Source organism: Streptomyces sp. NPDC047061 (assembly GCF_040643955.1).
Classification (GTDB): domain Bacteria; phylum Actinomycetota; class Actinomycetes; order Streptomycetales; family Streptomycetaceae; genus Streptomyces.
Map to the genome: position 1 here is coordinate 87,205 of NZ_JBEYVI010000037.1, position 15,421 is coordinate 102,625.

Below are 15,421 nucleotides of genomic sequence, written 5' to 3' on the forward strand. Positions count from 1 at the left end.
ACATGCCGCGTCGATGTTTACGTAAACACGCGGTCGGGCCGCCAGCCCGTGCGTCGAGCCGCCGTCTTCCGAAAGGGCACGTTGATGCGCAAGACCCCCGCCAGCACCCGGATCACCCCCCGCACCCGAGCCGCCCTCGCGGCGGTCGCGGTCGCCGCGGTCGGCGCCACCACCCTCACCGGCGGCCCCGCCTCGGCCTCCGCCGCCGTACCGGGCCACGGCACCAGCCAGTTCAAGGGCGTCAACTGGGCCGACCCGCGCGACAACTACGCCGACGACCCCGTGGTCCTGTCCGGCCTGTCGCTCTCCGACAGCTACGCCCAGACCTATGCCAAGGCGACCCGGGTGATCGCGGCCTTCCGCGCCAACCTCGGCGCCAACACCGTCCGGCTGCCCATCAACCCGTACACGGTGAACGGCTCCTACTGGAAGTCGTACCGCGGGGTCATCGACGCGGCCTCCGCGCAGGGCTTCAAGGTGATCGTCTCCTACTGGGAGGGCACCGGCGCCGACAAGGACGGTTTCATCGACGACGAGGCCACCTACTGGCCCATGTGGGACACCGTCGTGAAGGCCTACCGGCACGACCCGCACGTCTACTTCGAGCCGATGAACGAGCCGCACGGCTACACCGACGCCGAATGGGCCGACCTCGCCGCGAAGTGGCTGGCGACCTACCCGTCCGTGCCGCACGACCGCGTCTTCGTCAGCGGCGCCGGCTACAACGACCACGTCACCACCGTCTGCGCCGACCCGCGCCTGAAGGGCACCTACCTCTCCCTGCACCACTACGGCTTCTGGAAGAGCTACGCCACCTACGACCAGTGGGTGGCCGACCTCAAGGAACGTCTCGGCGACTGCGCGAACCGCACGGTCGCCGACGAGTTCGGCGCCCCCATGACCACGGGCCTCGACTACAACGTGCCGACGCCCGACGACAACTCCGTCAACTTCATCCAGGCCGACACGGACACGTTCCGCAAGCTCGGCATGGGCTCGGTGTACTGGCCGGGCCTGCGCACCGACGACACGTACTCCATCCAGAAGCTGATCGGCGACGCGTCCCGCCCCTGGCTGGCCACCACCAACCAGTCCGGCGCCGACCGCCTCGCCTGGGCCTGGGGCCGCGGCAGGCCGGTCAACGGCTGACCGACTCCACGGCGGCCGCGGTGTCCACGAGCACCGCGGCCGCTGTGAAGCAGGCGGCTCGACAGCGCCCCGACAGGGGCGCGGGGAACTGCGCGACCAGCCACGACGGCGCCGCGGACGAACGACGGCGCATGCCGGTAACTCCAGCAGAGCCCTTACGGCTGGAGGCGGAGCTGATACGTCACCGCCGGCCGACCGTTCAGCCGTGTCTCACCGGTCACGGTGAACCCGGTCCGGGCCAGGACCGCCCGCGACGCCGCGTTGCAGAGGGCGGCGGCGGCCCGCAGGGTGGTCAGTCCGTAGGTGTCGACGGCGCGACGGCACACCTCCCGTACACCCCAGGTGGCGAGCCCCCGCCCGGTGGCCCGCTCCGCGATCCGGTACCCCAGGTCGGCGGCGCCGTCCTCGACGTCGATCAGATTCACCCGCCCCAGCACCGCGCCCGCCGGGTCGACCAGCACATGGAAGTAGCAGATCCCGGCCTCCTGTTCGGCCAGCAGCGACCGGTGCCGCTCGTCGAACCGGGCGAAGTACTCGTCGCCGCGGTCGGGGATGGCCGCCGCGAAATAGGCGCGGTTCTCCAACTCGAAGGCGAGCACGGCCGGGGCGTGGTCCGGGCGGAGCAACTGGAGTTCGGGCATGGGGAGGACGGTAGGCAGCCCGGCCGTCGGCCCGCCAGCGCATTAGGACTTGCGCAGGTCCTTCACCCGGCGGATCTTGCCGACCGAGCGCTCCAGCGTCTCCGGTTCGACGACGGCGACCTCCACGGAGACCCCGACGCCGTCCTTGATGCCCTGGGCGATGGTCCGGACGGCGGCCTCACGGTCGGCGGGGCCGGCGTCGGGCCGGGCCTCCACCCGGACCGTCATGTGGTCCATCCGCCCGCGCCGGCTGATCTGGATCTGGAAGTGCGGGGCCACCCCCGGCGTCCGCAGCACGATCTCCTCCACCTGGCTGGGGAAGACGTTCACGCCCCGCAGGATGATCATGTCGTCGCTGCGGCCGGTGATCTTCTCGATCCGGCGGAAGCCGGGCCGCGCCGTGCCGGGCAGCAGCCGCGTCAGGTCCCGGGTGCGGTAACGGATGATGGGCAGCGCCTCCTTCGTGAGCGAGGTGAAGACCAGCTCGCCGCTCTCGCCCTCGGCCAGCACCTCGTCGCCCAGCGGGTCCACGACCTCCGGGTAGAAGTGGTCCTCCCAGACGTGCAGCCCGTCCTTGGTCTCCACGCACTCCTGGGCGACCCCGGGGCCGATGACCTCGGACAGGCCGTATATGTCGACCGCGTGGATGTCCATGCGGTCCTCGATCTCGCGCCGCATCTCCTCCGTCCACGGCTCCGCGCCGAAGATGCCGACCTTCAGGGAGGTGGAGCGCGGATCGACGCCCTGGCGCTCGAACTCGTCGAGCAGGGTCAGCATGTAGGAGGGCGTGACCATGATGATCTCGGGGCGGAAGTCCTGGATGATCTGCACCTGGCGGGCGGTCATGCCGCCGGAGGCGGGGATGACGGTGCAGCCGGCGCGCTCGGCGCCGTAGTGGGCGCCGAGGCCGCCGGTGAACAGGCCGTACCCGTAGGAGACATGGACCTTGTGCCCCGGGCGGCCGCCGGCGGCCCGGATGGAACGGGCGACGACGTCCGCCCACATCGACAGGTCGTTGTCGGTGTAGCCGACCACGGTGGGGCGGCCGGTGGTGCCGCTGGAGGCGTGCACGCGCCGCACCTCGGACATCGGCACGGCGAACATGCCGAAGGGGTAGGTGTCCCGCAGGTCCGCCTTGGTCGTGAAGGGGAAGCGGGCGAGGTCCGCGAGGGTGTGGCAGTCGTCCGGGCGCACGCCGGCCGCGTCGAACTTCCTGCGGTACAGCTCCACGTTGTCGTACGCGTGCCGCAGCGTCGTGCGCAACCTGGTGAGCTGGAGCGCCCGGACCTCCTCGCGGGACATCCGCTCGGCCTCGTCAAGCAGTGCCTCGGGGAGCGGCTCTCCCCGGCGGGTGCCCCTGGGCCCGGACACGGTCACTTCGCTGCTCATTGCGGCTCCTCGTTCTGCGTGCGGAGCGTGCGACTGCGGCCGCGGAACTCCGCGATCACCTCGTCGCCGCGCACGACACTCACGTCGTAGACACCGCTGCGGCCGAACCGGACGCGCTCCCGCGCGGTGGCGACCAGCACGTCGCCCTCGTAGGCGGGCGCGACGAAGTCGATGTCGGCCCCGGCGGCGACGGTCACCGGACCGTGGCTGTTGCAGGCGCAGGCGAACGCCGTGTCGGCGAGCAGGAAGACATGCCCGCCGTGGGCGATCCGGTCTCCGTTGACCTGCGAGGCGGTCACGGTCATCCGCAGCACGGCCGTCCCCTCGCCGTGCTCCAGCAACTCGATCCCCAGCCGCCTGGACGCCTCGTCCGCGGCGAACATCGTCTCGACGGGGCCAGGTGTCGTCCCGGGTACCTGGGTCGTCATTTCCACCACCTTGTGGCCCGACCGAACATTCGGTTAGCGTGCGGCGTGGTCAAGTAATCCAGCAACACACCTGCATGTCAAGAGGTGGAAACGCGGGCCGCGGACGTGCCCGCGCCACCCCGTCCGGCCCCCGTCGCCACCGGCCGCCGCGCCGTCCCGCGGCCGCGGCGGACCGCGCACCCCGAAGCCGAGGAGACCGCCCGATGCCCGACGTCTACCTGATCGACGGGGCCCGCACCCCGCAGGGCCGCTACGGCGGCGCCCTGGCCGCCGTACGGCCCGACGACCTGGCCGCTCTCGTCGTCGGCGAGGCCGTCCGGCGCTCCGGTGTCCCCGGTGAGGCCGTGGACGAGGTCGTCCTGGGAGCAGCCAACCAGGCGGGCGAGGACAACCGGGACGTGGCCAGGATGGCGGTGCTGCTCGCCGGACTGCCGCACACCGTGCCCGGCTACACCGTCAACCGCCTGTGCGCCTCGGGCCTCACGGCCGTCGCCTCGGCCGCCCAGACGATCCGCGCCGGCGAGGCGGACCTCGTGGTCGCCGGGGGAGTGGAGTCCATGACCCGGGCGCCCTGGGTGATGGAGAAGCCCGGCACCCCGTGGGCCAAGCCCGGGCAGGTCCACGACACGGCACTCGGCTGGCGGTTCACCAACCCGCGCTTCACCGCCGCCGACCGCGCCGTGCCCGGGGACGCCGGACCCGAGACGGTCAGGGTCACGCTCTCCATGGGCGAGACCGCGGAGGAGGTCGCCGCCCTCGACGGCATCACCCGCGCCGACTCCGACGCCTTCGCGCTGCGCAGCCACCAGCGGGCCGTGGCCGCCCAGCAGGCGGGCCGCTTCGACCGCGAGATCGTGCCCGTCCCGGTGCGCGACGGCGAGGTCACCCGGGACGAGGGCCCCCGCCCCTCCACCACCCTGGAGAAGCTGGGCTCCCTGCGTACCGTCTTCCGCGCGGACGGTGTCGTCACGGCGGGCTCGTCCTCGCCGCTGTCCGACGGTGCGGCCGCCCTGGTGGTCGCGAGTGCCGAGGCTGTCGAGCGGTACGGCCTCACCCCGCGGGCCCGGATCGTCGCCTCGGCCTCCGCCGGCGTCCAGCCCCACCTCATGGGTCTCGGGCCGGTCCCCGCCACCGAGAAGGCCCTGGCCCGCGCCGGCTGGCAGACCGGCGACCTGGACGCCGTGGAGCTCAACGAGGCCTTCGCCGTCCAGGCGCTGGCGGTGATCCGCCGCCTCAAGCTCGACGAGGACAAGGTCAACGCGGACGGCGGGGCCATCGCCCTCGGCCATCCGCTCGGCTGCTCCGGCGCCCGCATCCTGCTCACCCTCCTGGGCCGCCTCGAACGGGAGAACGGCCGCCGCGGCCTGGCCACGCTCTGCGTCGGCGTGGGCCAGGGCGTCGCGCTTCTCGTGGAGCGGGTGTGACCACCTGACCGGCCACGGCGGGGTCCTCGCGGACGGCGCCGACATCGCCGTGCTGCTGAAATGCGGCCGGGACGAGGCACTGCAGGGCATCAACAGCCGACTGTTCGAACGCGTCCGGCGGTTGCCCATGCCCACCGTGGCCGCCGTCGACGGCTGGGCCCTGGGCGGCGGAGCCGAGCTGGCCTACGCAAGGGCGTCGCCCCACCCGAGGCCATCGACTACGCCACGCGGCTCGGTCACAAGCACCTCATGGGCCCGCTGCGCCTGACCGACCTGGTCGGACTCGACGTGCGGCTCGCCATCGCCGAGTACCTCCACTAGACCCTCAGCGACCACTTCGCGCCGCCGCGGCTGCTGCGCGACAAGGTGGCGGGCTCGGTCACAAGACGGGGTGGGGTCAGGGCTTCTACACATGTTGACTGCTCCTCTCCCTGAGGGGAGGGGATTCCTGGCTCAGGCTGCTTCCGGGAGCTGCGCTCCCGGAGGTCTTACGCCCTCTGCGCCAGCCGGGTTCAGACCTGCCCGGACGAGCATCACGCGGGCGGAGTTCTTGTCTCTGGGGGAGACGGCTCCGCACGCGGTGCAGGTGTAGGTGCGTTCGGACAGCGGCAGTGCGTGCTTGATTCTCGCTCCGCACGATGCACAGTCCATTGTGGTGTGCGCGGGGTGGACGAGGCGGATGTCCCGCCCGTGCTTGCGGCCCATCTCGATCAGGGCCTTCTTCGTGGCCCCGATCGCCGCGTCGGCGGCCTTGCGTGCCATCGAGGACTTGGCGAGGAACTTCGGGCGGAAGTCCTCGACGGCAATGACGTCGTGATCGGTCACGACCTTCTTGGCCCACTTGCGGCCGGTGTCCTGCCGCTGCCGGGCAATCTTCGCGTAGGTCTTCGCCCGCCACTTCTTCGCCTCGCGGTAGCCCTTCGAGGCGACCTGCCCCTTCTTCGGTCTGCGGCGGGACATCATCCGGTCGTACCGGGTCAGCCTGGCCTGGGCCTTACGGCCGTGCTGACCGTGCGGGAGGTCATGGGCGTCCGAGGTGGTGGTCGCGGTCTGCGTCACTCCCCAGTCCACGCCGAGCACCTCGCCGGTCTCAGGCAGCGGTTGTACCTCGGTGGGGACCACGAACGAGCAGTACCAGTGCCCGATGCTGTCCTGGTACACGCGCACCGAGGAGGGTTCGGTGGGCAGGTCCCGCGACCACACCACCGTCACCGCGATCCCGCCCGCCAGATGCAGGCGATCGTCCTTCAGCCGGAAACCGCGCTTCGTGTAGTTCAGCGTAGGCAAGGCTTCGCGCTTCTTCTTCCACTTCGGCATGCCGGCCCGCTGCCGCTGAGGCAGGCGTTCCCGGATGTCCTTGTGCGCCTTGGCGCGGGACTTGCCGAAGTCCCGGATCAGCTGCTGCTGCGCAACGCTGGAGCCCTCGCGCAGCCACGGCGTTCGGTCCCGTGCCGCGGTCAGCATTTTGTCGAGCTGTGCCGGGCCACAGGTCCGCTTCCCGGCCTCGTCCTTGTTGCGCAGGTGGGTTGCCCTGGACTTGGCAACGCACTCGTTCCAGACCCACCTGCAGCGGTCCCACTCCGCCAGCAGTGCCGTACGGGCGGCCGACGACATACGAAGCCGGTACGTGTACCGGGCGTGCCCGCCCTCGTCGGCTTCGCTTGGCGTCATCATGATGCCAAAGTAACGTCATGATTCGTTTCTCACTCCGGATTCCGGCAGACCTACACGAACGGGTGACCGCCCAAGCGTCTGCGGACAGGCGGTCCGTCAACTCCGAGATCCTCCACCTCCTGGAGGTCGCCCTCAGCTCTCGCGTGGTGGACGCCGGATCACCTGGCGGCGATCCGACTTCCCCTGCCTCGCTACACGGGAAACCGGATTCCTCCCCGGCCTGACGGCCGGGGCATCCTCCGGGGGTCCCGGTGACCGAAGCGGAGCGGACGCCGTTCTACGGACCCCGGTCGGGCGAGGCCCTTGCCAGACCGGGGAGGGCGCACCTTATGATGAACCGAACGAATGGTCGGTTGGGAGTTGGTGGAGATGACAGAAGCGGCCGGAAGGGACGCCGAGCACGATCTGGAGTCCCGTTTCGAGGCGACGATCTCGCGTGACCAGCGGATCGAGCCGCGCGACTGGATGCCGGAGGGCTACCGCAGGACGCTGATCCGGCAGATCGCCCAGCACGCGCACTCGGAGATCATCGGCATGCAGCCGGAGGGCGAGTGGATCACCCGGGCGCCCTCGCTGCGCCGCAAGGCGATCCTGTTCGCCAAGGTCCAGGACGAGGCCGGCCACGGCCTGTACCTGTACTCGGCAGCCGAGACCCTGGGCATCGACCGCGCGGACCTCACCCAGCGCCTGCTCGAAGGCCGCCAGAAGTACTCGTCGATCTTCAACTACCCGACGCTCAGCTACGCGGACGTCGGTGTCATCGGCTGGTTCGTCGACGGCGCGGCCATCTGCAACCAGGTGCCGCTGTGCCGCAGCTCCTACGGCCCCTACGCCCGCGCGATGGTGCGGATCTGCAAGGAGGAGTCCTTCCACCAGCGGCAGGGCTACGAACTGCTGATGACCATGATGCGCGGCACCGACGCCCAGCGGGAGATGGTGCAGGACGCCGTGGACCGCTGGTGGTGGCCCTCCCTGATGATGTTCGGCCCGCCCGACGACGACTCGCCCAACTCCGCCCAGTCGATGGCCTGGAAGATCAAGCGGCACAGCAACGACGAACTGCGCCGGCGGTTCGTCGACATGACCGTTCCGCAGGCCGCCAGGCTCGGCGTGACCCTGCCCGACCCCGAGCTGCGCTGGAACGAGGAGCGCGGCCACCACGACTTCGGCACCCCCGACTTCTCCGAGCTGAAGGAAGTCATCAGCGGCAACGGCCCGTGCAACGCGGAGCGGATGGAGCGCCGGCGGGCCGCCCACGAGGAAGGTGCCTGGGTGCGTGCGGCCGCCAGCGCCCACGCCGCCAAGCAGGCCGCCCGAGCCCGCGAGGAGGCAGTGGCATGAGCGACTCCGAGAACTGGCCCCTGTACGAGATCTTCATCCGCGGCAAGCGCGGCCTCAACCACGTCCACGTCGGCTCGCTGCACGCGGCCGACGACGAGATGGCCCTCACCCACGCCCGCGACCTGTACACCCGGCGCAACGAGGGCGTCAGCATCTGGGCCGTGCGCTCCGAGCACATCGCCGCCTCCACCCGGGACGAGAAGGACCCCTTCTTCGCCCCCAGCGCCGACAAGGTCTACCGGCACCCGACCTTCTACGACATCCCCGACGATGTCCCGCACATCTAGGAGCCGGTGATGAGCGACGACCACGTCTACCTGAGCCTGGCCGAGGGCCACGACGACAGCGACGCGCGCTGGGCGTTCGGCACCGGCTTCGAGGACCCGCTGCACGGCGTCGACACCGCCGTCCCCGAGGGCGTCGACGCCGCCGCACTCGCCGCCGGCTGCCTGGCGCTCGGCGACGACGCCCTGGTCCTGGCCCAGCGGCTCGCCGAATGGGTCACCCGCGCCCCCGAACTGGAGGAGGAGGTCGCGCTGGCCAACATCGGCCTCGACCTGCTCGGCCAGGCCCGCCTGCTCTACTCCCGCGCCGGCCAGACCGACGGCACCGGCCGCACGGAGGACGCCTACGCCTACTTCCGGGACGCCGCAGACTTCCGCAACGTACGCCTCGTCGAACTCCCCAACGGCGACTTCGCCTTCTCCGTGCTGCGGCTCCTGGTGTTCGCCAGCTGGCGGCTCGCCCACTTCACCGAACTGGCCGCCACGCCGGACCCGGTGCTCGCGGCGATCGCCGCCAAGGGCGTCAAGGAGCTCACCTACCACCGGCAGTACGCCGCCGAGTGGGTCGTACGCCTCGGCGACGGCACCGAGGAGTCCCACGCCCGGATGCTGACGGCCCTGGAGGCACAGGCCCCGTACTGGGAGGAACTCCTCGCCGCGCAGGACGTGCGCGACGCGGTGCTGGCGGATCTCCACCAGGTCCTCGACGCGGCCGGACTCCCCGTGCCGGCCGTCCCGACGCTGTCCGGCCAGGGCCGCGACGGCGAGCACACCGACCATCTCGTCCCACTCCTCGCCGAGTTGCAGAGCGTGGCCCGCGCCCACCCGGAGGCGACATGGTGACCGTCCTGACCGACGCCCGGCGGGCCCGGCACATCGCCGAACAGGTGCCCGACCCGGAACTTCCCATGCTCACCCTCGCCGACCTCGGCGTGCTGCGGGACGTCAGCGTCGAGCCGGACGGCACGGTGGTCGCCGACCTCACCCCGACCTACTCCGGCTGCCCCGCCATGGCCGAGATGCGCGCCGGGGTCGCCGCCCGCCTGCGGGACGCCGGCTTCGGCCGCGTGCAGATCCGCACGGTCCTCGACCCGCCGTGGACCAGCGACTGGATCACCTCCGAGGGTCGCCGCAAACTCGCCGACCACGGCATCGCACCGCCGGACACCGCGCCCCGGCGACCCGCGGGGCCCGTCCCGCTGGACCTGTCGCCGACCCGGCGCACGGTTCCGTGTCCCCGCTGCGGATCGGCCGCCACCGAGGAGACCTCCCGGTTCGCGGCCACCTCCTGCAAGGCACTGTGGCGCTGCCTCAGCTGCCGGGAGCCGTTCGAGTACGTCAAGGAGATCTGATGGCAGAGCTGACGGCACCGACCGCCGGTGCCCCCGCGACGACAGCCCGCCGGCGCCGCCCTGCCTTCCACCCCCTGCGCGTCGCCGCCGTCCAGCCCCTGTGCGAGGACGCGGTGGCGGTCACCTTCGACATCCCCGCCGCCCTCGTGGAGGAGTTCGCGTTCGGCCCCGGCCAGTCGCTCACCCTCCGCCGCGAGGTCGACGGGCGCGACGAGCGGCGCTCCTACTCGATCTGCTCGCCGGCCGGCACCGCGCCCCGCATCGGCGTCCGCGAGGTGCCCGGCGGACTCTTCTCCTCCTGGCTGGTCCACGAGGTACGCCCGGGCGACACCGTCGAGGTGATGGCGCCCACCGGAGCCTTCACCCCCGACCTCACGGTCCCCGGCCACCACGTGCTCATCGCGGCCGGCTCGGGCATCACCCCCATGATGTCCATCGCCGAGTCGGTCCTGGCCGCCGACGACCGCTCGAAGGTGACGCTGTTCTACGGCAACCGGCGCACCGACACCGTGATGTTCGCCGACGAGCTGGCCGACCTGAAGGACGAGTACCGCACCCGCTTCCACCTCGCCCACGTCCTCTCCCGCGAACCCCGCGAGGCCGAGCTCCTCTCCGGCCGCCTGGACGGCGACCGCCTCGGCGCGCTCGTCGACGGCCTGGTCGACGTCGAGGGCGCCGACCACTGGTGGCTGTGCGGCCCGCACGGCATGGTCCTCGACGCGCAGAAGGTGCTCGCGGAGCTGAGCGTGCCCGCCGACCGGATCCACCAGGAACTCTTCTTCGCCGACGAGCCGATCGAGCCTGTCCGGCACGAGGAGGCGGTGGCGACCGGTCCGGCCAGCGAGGTCACCGTCACCCTGGACGGCCGCTCCACCACCGCACGGCTCCCACGCGGGCGCACCATCCTCGACTCCGCCGCGCGCATCCGCCCGGACCTCCCGTTCGCCTGCAAGGGAGGCGTCTGCGGAACCTGCCGGGCCCGCATCACGGACGGCGAGGCCGACATGCGCCGCAACTACGCCCTGGAACCCGCCGAGGTGGCCGCCGGCTACGTCCTGACCTGCCAGTCGTACCCGGTCTCCGAGTCGCTGACGGTCGACTACGACAGCTGACCGGCCCCGGCGCGCCGTGCCGTGAGGGGGACGGAAATCCGTCGCGCCCCGCGCGTGCGGGCCGTTAGCCTCCGCCTGGGCGAAGCCGGACGGCCGCCCGCGGAGGGAGCCAGACATGGGGACCGGACGACTGGGCCTGCTGCTGGACCAGTTCGACACCACCAGGGAACGGGCCCAGGTGCGGCTGACCGGGCTCGGCGACGAGGAGTACCTGTGGGAGCCGGTCCCCGGCTCCTGGTCGATCCGGCGCCGGAAGGAGGCGACGACACCCCGGGCGTACGGTCCCGGCGACTGGGTCATCGACAAGGGCGCGCCCGACATCCCGGCCGGCGAGTACGCCGAGGTGTCCCGGCAGGCCGCCGCGGGCATGACCGTCGCCAAGATCGCCGACGACTGGAGCGTGAGCGTCGAACGGGTCGAGCAGATCCTCGGACGCACGGGCCCGCCGGAGCCCGACCGGACCGCGGTGACGACGATCGCGTGGCGGCTGGGGCATCTGCACTCGCAGTTCGCGGGCGGATGGGAGTGGACCTTCGGCGAACGCCGCCGGGACCCGAGGCAGATGGTCGACTTCACCCCGAGCGCCGCCCTGGCCCTCGACCGGTTCTGGGCGGACGTGGACTGCTGGCGCGACAGCGTCGCCGGGGTCACCGACGAGCAGCTCGACACCGTCGGCTTCTCCCAGTACCCGTACGGGTCCGATCCCGACGACCCCTTCGTCGACGTACTGTGGGGCACCAACCTCGAGTTCATCCACCACATGGCGGAGATCGCCCTGCTCCGCGACCTGTGGCAGGCCCGCGGCTCCTCCCGCGCCTAGCCCTGCGGTGGCGCCGGCCGCACCAGGCCCATCGCCTGTTCCACCAGCTCGTCGCTGAGGCTGGGCGTCGTCAGCGGAAGGTCGTCCGGGCGTTGCCGGAGGCCGTTCAGGATGATCTCCATGTAACGGCGCCAGATGTCGGGCCGCCGGCCCTGGGTGAACTGGGCGGCGGCGCCGAGCATCTGCTGGATGACGGGGATGTCGGAGGCGGTCACCTCCGGCCGCAGCTGCCCGCTGTCCTGGGCCCGCCGGATCAGCGCCTCCAGGTAGGGGAGCAGGCCCCCGCGGGCCGTCTCGAAGGGCTCGGAACTGTGGCTCCCCAGCACGATGACCTCGTGCAGGCCGCGGTTCTCGGCGAGATCGGCCGTCATCGTCATGAGGAAGTCGACGAGCCCCTGCCACGGATCGGGATGGGCGAGGGCATGCTCCGCGGACTCCTGCCGCATCGCCAGGTCCTGCTCGAACACGGCCCGTACCAGAGCCTCCTTGGTGGGGAAGCGGCGGTACATCGTGCCGACGCCGACCCCGGCGTGCTTGGCCACGTCGTCCAGGGTCACTCCCAGCCCCCGGCGGCCGAAGACCTCCCGCGCCGCCAGCACGATCCGTTCCCTGTTGCGGGCGGCGTCGCGCCGCAACGGACGCTCGCCGTCCTTCGACGTGCTCTCCTGGGAACCCTCGGCCATGGGCACATCGTAGCCCTGTGGATCATGCATGCCGAGGGGCTGCCGCCCGGGCGGCGGGAAGCGGGGCCCGCCGCCCCCCGGTACGGCCGCCCGGTCAGGATCCGCCGCGCTCGCGCGGGATCTTCTGACCGGCCTCGACCGCCACCGGCAGCCGGTTCCCGGCCGGCGGCAGCGGGCAGGTGGCCAGGTCCGTGTAGGCGCACGGCAGGTTCGCGGCGCGGTTGAAGTCCAGGACCACCGTGCCGTCGCCGGCGGGCGGTTCGACGGTCAGGACGCGGTTGGCGGCGTAGGTGGTGACCCCGGAGGTCGCGTCGGTGAACAGCACCGTCAGCCCGCCGGGAGCGCGTCCCGGGAACGCGGTCAGGGACAGCTGCCGCCCCTCCAGCTCGAACTCGACCCGGCCCGGGGCGTCGTACACGTGCTCGAGGCCCTCCACCGCGGCACCCACGGTGGTCGGCCGCGGCTCGTCGAAGGCCACGTACCGGCCCGTCACGGCCCAGCGCGGGTCGGGGGAGTAGGCGGGCGTTCCGGTGAACGTGGTGCGCAGCGGGGCGTCCGGGTGCCGGGGGCGCACGATGTCGTTGCCGCCGCGCTTGGCGACCTCGATGACGGCGTCGCCCCAGACCGCGTCGACGCCGCTGCGCTCGGCCAGCACGCCGAAGCGGTGTTCGCCCCGGACCGGCGTTCCGTCGACGACCAGTTCCTCCCCTTCGTCCAGGGCGACGACGACCCCGTCGGGGCCGGTGCGCCAGGCGCCGGGAGCGTCGGGGAAGCGCTGCGGCCGGTCGTCGAGCCAGTGCAGACCGGTGATGGCCAGGAAACCGTGCGGGGCGGAGATCCGGTCCTCCTGGGCGCGGTGCCAGTCCAGCCAGCTCTCGGTGAAGACCTGCGAATCCGTCGTGGTGGCCTCAGTCGTCATGCGTCCTCTTTCGTCGGGCGAGGCTCTTCAACTGCCGTGCCAGTCAGAACGGGGGTGGGCGAACCCGCATTCCGGTCCACGTGTGACAGCTTCTCGTCAGTCGTGTGACAGGGGGTCCAGGCGTCGGGACCCGGGCCGCGGTCCGGCCGTTCAGGACGCCGGCCCCCAGGAGCTGTCGTTCGGGTGTGCCGTGCCCGGTGACGTCAGGGGCAGGTTGACGAACGACGCGGCCTCCGCCGACCGCTCGACCGTGTACAGACCGCCGGCCAGGGAGACCCGGATGCGGTACCCGGCGGGGATCCTCGTGAGGCTGGGCAGGAGCGAGATGTCGTACCGGGTCGTCCTGCCCGGGGTCACGGGACGTTCCGAGGCCTGGGCGAGGCCGCGGGCGGCTGCCACGCGAGGGGCTGCGCGGTCGGGGTGGCCGTCTGCCCCGCGACCACCAGCGCCAGCGCGGCCGAACCGCCGGTCAGCGCTGAGACGGTGGGAGAGGACCTGAACCGGTAACGGGCCTTGCTCTTCGTCATGCGGGTTCCTTGGGGTGGGGGATCTCCGTCTGAGCCGCACCACGGCCATGAGTCAATGACCGAATGGTCGGTAGTCCGGGGAGCGCCCGCAGGGCTGTCAAGGTCCGCGAAGAGGGGAGGAGTGCGGCCCTCCGGAGGTTTCCGCCCGGGCCTAAGTGGAGATACTCTCTCCGACTTGAGGTGGCCGGGTCGGGCTCGGCGGAGAGCCCGTGGAAGCGGGCGGACACGGGTGGAGGCAGCACGCCGAACGGGCCGCGGTGCCGACACTCTTGCGGCCCCGTGCGGAAGTTGCCACGCTGGTCCTTCAACCGCTTGCTCCGGCTCTCACCACGGCGTTCGCGAGACCGCCGGCCCCGACCAGTCCCGGCTCGATACGCACGTGCGCGCTGCTCTCCCTCCCGGCGCTGATGCGCGTACACCGCGCCCGAGCACCACAGCGACCGGCCGGACAGCCGCCGCCTCACCTGTGGAGCACACCATGGACACGAGCGAGGAGGCCGCCCGCGGCCTGACCGACATCCAGGACTTCCTGTACCAGCAGGCCCATCTACGAGCGGCGCGCCGGCGCGTCTCGGACTTCGTCGCACGGGAACCGGGGCTGACCCAGGAGCAGAAGTCGGACATCGAGCGCTGGTATCTCAAGGAACAGGCCTATGTCGCCCACATGGTGACCGAGCACATCGCCGCCAGCGTCAGCGCGGTGGAACAGCGGCATCACGCCCGCTTCGGACACTGGCTGCGCGGAACGCTGACCGCGATGCTCCTGATCACCGCGGCGATGGCGGTGTGCGTGACCGTGGTGCTGGTCGGCGCGTCGTAGGCCGGGGGCGTACGGCGGGGCAGGGGCTTGCGGAGGGCCCACGGCTCAGCAGGGGGCCCGGCGGGTGCGCCGGGCCCCTTCGCGGCCTACTGCTGCCGGGCGAGCCAGTCGGCGAACCCGACCTCGCCGTGCTGCGCGTCCGGGCCCGGCAGGAGCGTGTCCTCCTGGAGTTCGGCACCCCAGTACGTCGCCCGCGGGTCCGTGACGATCTTGCGGGAGTCGTTCTGGGCGGCGAGCCCCATGCGGACGAACTCCTCCAGCTCGAACACCTCGGGGCCGCCGACCTCCACCACGCCGTTCACCGGGGCGCCGACCGCGGCGCGTCCCACGGCCGCGGCCACGTCGTCGGAGACGATGGGCTGGATCCGGCCGGCGGGCAGGTGCACGGTGTCGCCCTCGGTGAGCCCGTCGGCGAGCCCCTTCGCGAACTCGAAGAACTGGGTCGCGTGGACGATGGAGAAGGGGATGCCGGACGCCTTGATCAGCTCCTCCTGGACCTGCTTGGCCCGGAAGTACCCGCTCCCCTGGAGCCGGTCGGTACCCACCACGGACAGCGCCACATGGTGCCGCACACCCGCCTCGGCCTCCGCCTCGAGAACGTTGGCCGTGGACGTGCGGAAGAAGTCCATGACGGCCTGGTCCTCGAACGACGGGGAGTTGGACACGTCGACCACGACCGGCGCGCCCGCCAGGACCTCGGCCAGGCCCTCGCCGGTGAGTGTGTCGACGCCCGTGCTCGGCGAGGCGACCACCGTCTCGTGCCCCTGCTCGACGAGCCTGCGGACCAGCTTCGAGCCGATGAGTCCGGTGCCACCGATCACTACGACCTTCATGACGGAATTCCTCTCGGGATCTTTC

Annotated in this window: 21 protein-coding genes and 1 pseudogene; 12 read left to right on the plus strand and 10 right to left on the minus strand. The window is 71.7% G+C overall.

What is annotated here, in order from left to right:
- Positions 1-84 precede the first annotated feature (84 nt).
- A complete protein-coding gene (locus tag ABZ887_RS38615; RefSeq protein WP_361300561.1) occupies positions 85-1,149 on the plus strand; it encodes a cellulase family glycosylhydrolase in 1,065 nt (354 codons plus the stop codon).
- Here ABZ887_RS38615 and ABZ887_RS38620 read toward each other — a convergent pair.
- From ABZ887_RS38620 to paaI, 4 genes are read right to left on the minus strand one after another with little or no spacing between them, the layout of a single operon-like run.
- A complete protein-coding gene (locus tag ABZ887_RS38620) occupies positions 1,139-1,282 on the minus strand; it encodes a hypothetical protein (protein ID WP_361300564.1) in 144 nt (47 codons plus the stop codon). The two genes, ABZ887_RS38615 and ABZ887_RS38620, sit on opposite strands and share 11 nt — an antisense overlap.
- 22 nt (positions 1,283-1,304) lie before the next feature.
- Entirely contained in the window at positions 1,305-1,790 is a 486-nt protein-coding gene (locus tag ABZ887_RS38625) for a GNAT family N-acetyltransferase (protein WP_361300567.1), read from the minus strand.
- 42 nt (positions 1,791-1,832) lie between these two features.
- Complete coding sequence (gene paaK, locus ABZ887_RS38630) at positions 1,833-3,179, minus strand: phenylacetate--CoA ligase PaaK (protein WP_361300570.1); 1,347 nt, start codon at positions 3,177-3,179, stop codon at positions 1,833-1,835.
- Positions 3,176-3,607, minus strand: coding sequence for a hydroxyphenylacetyl-CoA thioesterase PaaI (gene paaI / locus ABZ887_RS38635; RefSeq protein WP_361300573.1), 432 nt, complete (start codon positions 3,605-3,607; stop codon positions 3,176-3,178). Before paaI ends, paaK begins: the two co-directional genes overlap by 4 nt.
- Before the next feature lie 203 nt (positions 3,608-3,810).
- On the opposite strand from paaI, the gene ABZ887_RS38640 reads away from it, so the two are divergent.
- The 3 genes and pseudogenes from ABZ887_RS38640 to ABZ887_RS38650 all read left to right on the plus strand — a co-directional run bounded on the left by ABZ887_RS38640 (position 3,811) and on the right by ABZ887_RS38650 (position 5,352).
- Positions 3,811-5,031, plus strand: a complete 1,221-nt coding sequence (locus ABZ887_RS38640; protein WP_361300576.1) for a thiolase family protein — start codon at positions 3,811-3,813, stop codon at positions 5,029-5,031.
- 4 nt (positions 5,032-5,035) lie between these two features.
- Positions 5,036-5,247, plus strand: a pseudogene (locus ABZ887_RS38645) (enoyl-CoA hydratase-related protein); the annotation flags it as partial.
- Positions 5,245-5,352 carry a 3-hydroxyacyl-CoA dehydrogenase family protein gene (locus tag ABZ887_RS38650; protein WP_361300666.1) on the plus strand — a complete coding sequence of 36 codons (108 nt, stop codon included), beginning with the start codon at positions 5,245-5,247 and terminating at the stop codon, positions 5,350-5,352. The pseudogene ABZ887_RS38645 and the gene ABZ887_RS38650, both read left to right, overlap by 3 nt.
- Before the next feature lie 132 nt (positions 5,353-5,484).
- Here ABZ887_RS38650 and ABZ887_RS38655 read toward each other — a convergent pair whose 3' ends face one another.
- Positions 5,485-6,705, minus strand: a complete 1,221-nt coding sequence (locus tag ABZ887_RS38655; protein WP_361300579.1) for a transposase — start codon at positions 6,703-6,705, stop codon at positions 5,485-5,487.
- Positions 6,706-6,722: 17 nt separating this feature from the next.
- Here ABZ887_RS38655 and ABZ887_RS38660 point away from each other — a divergent pair, with 17 nt between their 5' ends.
- From ABZ887_RS38660 to ABZ887_RS38690, 7 genes are all read left to right on the plus strand, one after another.
- Entirely contained in the window at positions 6,723-6,929 is a 207-nt protein-coding gene (locus tag ABZ887_RS38660) for an Arc family DNA-binding protein (RefSeq protein ID WP_361300582.1), read from the plus strand.
- Between the two features lie 145 nt (positions 6,930-7,074).
- Positions 7,075-8,046, plus strand: a complete 972-nt coding sequence (gene paaA / locus ABZ887_RS38665) for a 1,2-phenylacetyl-CoA epoxidase subunit PaaA (protein ID WP_361300585.1) — start codon at positions 7,075-7,077, stop codon at positions 8,044-8,046.
- A complete protein-coding gene (gene paaB, locus ABZ887_RS38670) occupies positions 8,043-8,333 on the plus strand; it encodes a 1,2-phenylacetyl-CoA epoxidase subunit PaaB (RefSeq protein WP_361300588.1) in 291 nt (96 codons plus the stop codon). The genes paaA and paaB overlap by 4 nt, the downstream gene beginning before the upstream one ends.
- 9 nt (positions 8,334-8,342) lie before the next feature.
- Positions 8,343-9,173, plus strand: coding sequence for a 1,2-phenylacetyl-CoA epoxidase subunit PaaC (paaC, locus tag ABZ887_RS38675; RefSeq protein ID WP_361300591.1), 831 nt, complete (start codon positions 8,343-8,345; stop codon positions 9,171-9,173).
- Positions 9,167-9,682, plus strand: a complete 516-nt coding sequence (gene paaD / locus ABZ887_RS38680) for a 1,2-phenylacetyl-CoA epoxidase subunit PaaD (RefSeq protein ID WP_361300594.1) — start codon at positions 9,167-9,169, stop codon at positions 9,680-9,682. Before paaC ends, paaD begins: the two co-directional genes overlap by 7 nt.
- Positions 9,682-10,794 carry a 1,2-phenylacetyl-CoA epoxidase subunit PaaE gene (gene paaE, locus ABZ887_RS38685; RefSeq protein WP_361300597.1) on the plus strand — a complete coding sequence of 371 codons (1,113 nt, stop codon included), beginning with the start codon at positions 9,682-9,684 and terminating at the stop codon, positions 10,792-10,794. The genes paaD and paaE overlap by 1 nt, the downstream gene beginning before the upstream one ends.
- 115 nt (positions 10,795-10,909) lie before the next feature.
- Positions 10,910-11,614 (plus strand): DinB family protein, encoded by a 705-nt coding sequence (locus ABZ887_RS38690; protein ID WP_361300600.1) that lies wholly within the window; start codon positions 10,910-10,912, stop codon positions 11,612-11,614.
- On the opposite strand, the gene ABZ887_RS38695 is transcribed toward ABZ887_RS38690, so the two are convergent.
- The 4 genes from ABZ887_RS38695 to ABZ887_RS38710 form a co-directional block, all read right to left on the minus strand.
- A complete protein-coding gene (locus tag ABZ887_RS38695; RefSeq protein WP_361300603.1) occupies positions 11,611-12,297 on the minus strand; it encodes a TetR/AcrR family transcriptional regulator in 687 nt (228 codons plus the stop codon). The genes ABZ887_RS38690 and ABZ887_RS38695 overlap by 4 nt on opposite strands.
- Positions 12,298-12,391: 94 nt before the next feature.
- Positions 12,392-13,216: a DUF1684 domain-containing protein gene (locus ABZ887_RS38700; RefSeq protein WP_361300606.1), complete on the minus strand. Its 825-nt coding sequence runs from the start codon at positions 13,214-13,216 to the stop codon at positions 12,392-12,394.
- A 150-nt stretch (positions 13,217-13,366) separates the two neighbouring features.
- Positions 13,367-13,615, minus strand: a complete 249-nt coding sequence (locus ABZ887_RS38705) for a CocE/NonD family hydrolase C-terminal non-catalytic domain-containing protein (RefSeq protein ID WP_361300609.1) — start codon at positions 13,613-13,615, stop codon at positions 13,367-13,369.
- Complete coding sequence (locus tag ABZ887_RS38710) at positions 13,570-13,743, minus strand: hypothetical protein (protein ID WP_361300612.1); 174 nt, start codon at positions 13,741-13,743, stop codon at positions 13,570-13,572. The genes ABZ887_RS38705 and ABZ887_RS38710 overlap by 46 nt, the downstream gene beginning before the upstream one ends.
- Positions 13,744-14,221: 478 nt before the next feature.
- Between ABZ887_RS38710 and ABZ887_RS38715 the strand changes: the two genes are divergently transcribed.
- The gene (locus tag ABZ887_RS38715) at positions 14,222-14,563 is read left to right on the plus strand and encodes a hypothetical protein (RefSeq protein WP_361300615.1); all 342 of its coding nucleotides are present in this window, start codon (positions 14,222-14,224) and stop codon (positions 14,561-14,563) included.
- An 86-nt stretch (positions 14,564-14,649) separates the two neighbouring features.
- On the opposite strand, the gene ABZ887_RS38720 is transcribed toward ABZ887_RS38715, so the two are convergent.
- Entirely contained in the window at positions 14,650-15,396 is a 747-nt protein-coding gene (locus ABZ887_RS38720; RefSeq protein ID WP_361300618.1) for an SDR family oxidoreductase, read from the minus strand.
- Positions 15,397-15,421 lie beyond the last annotated feature (25 nt).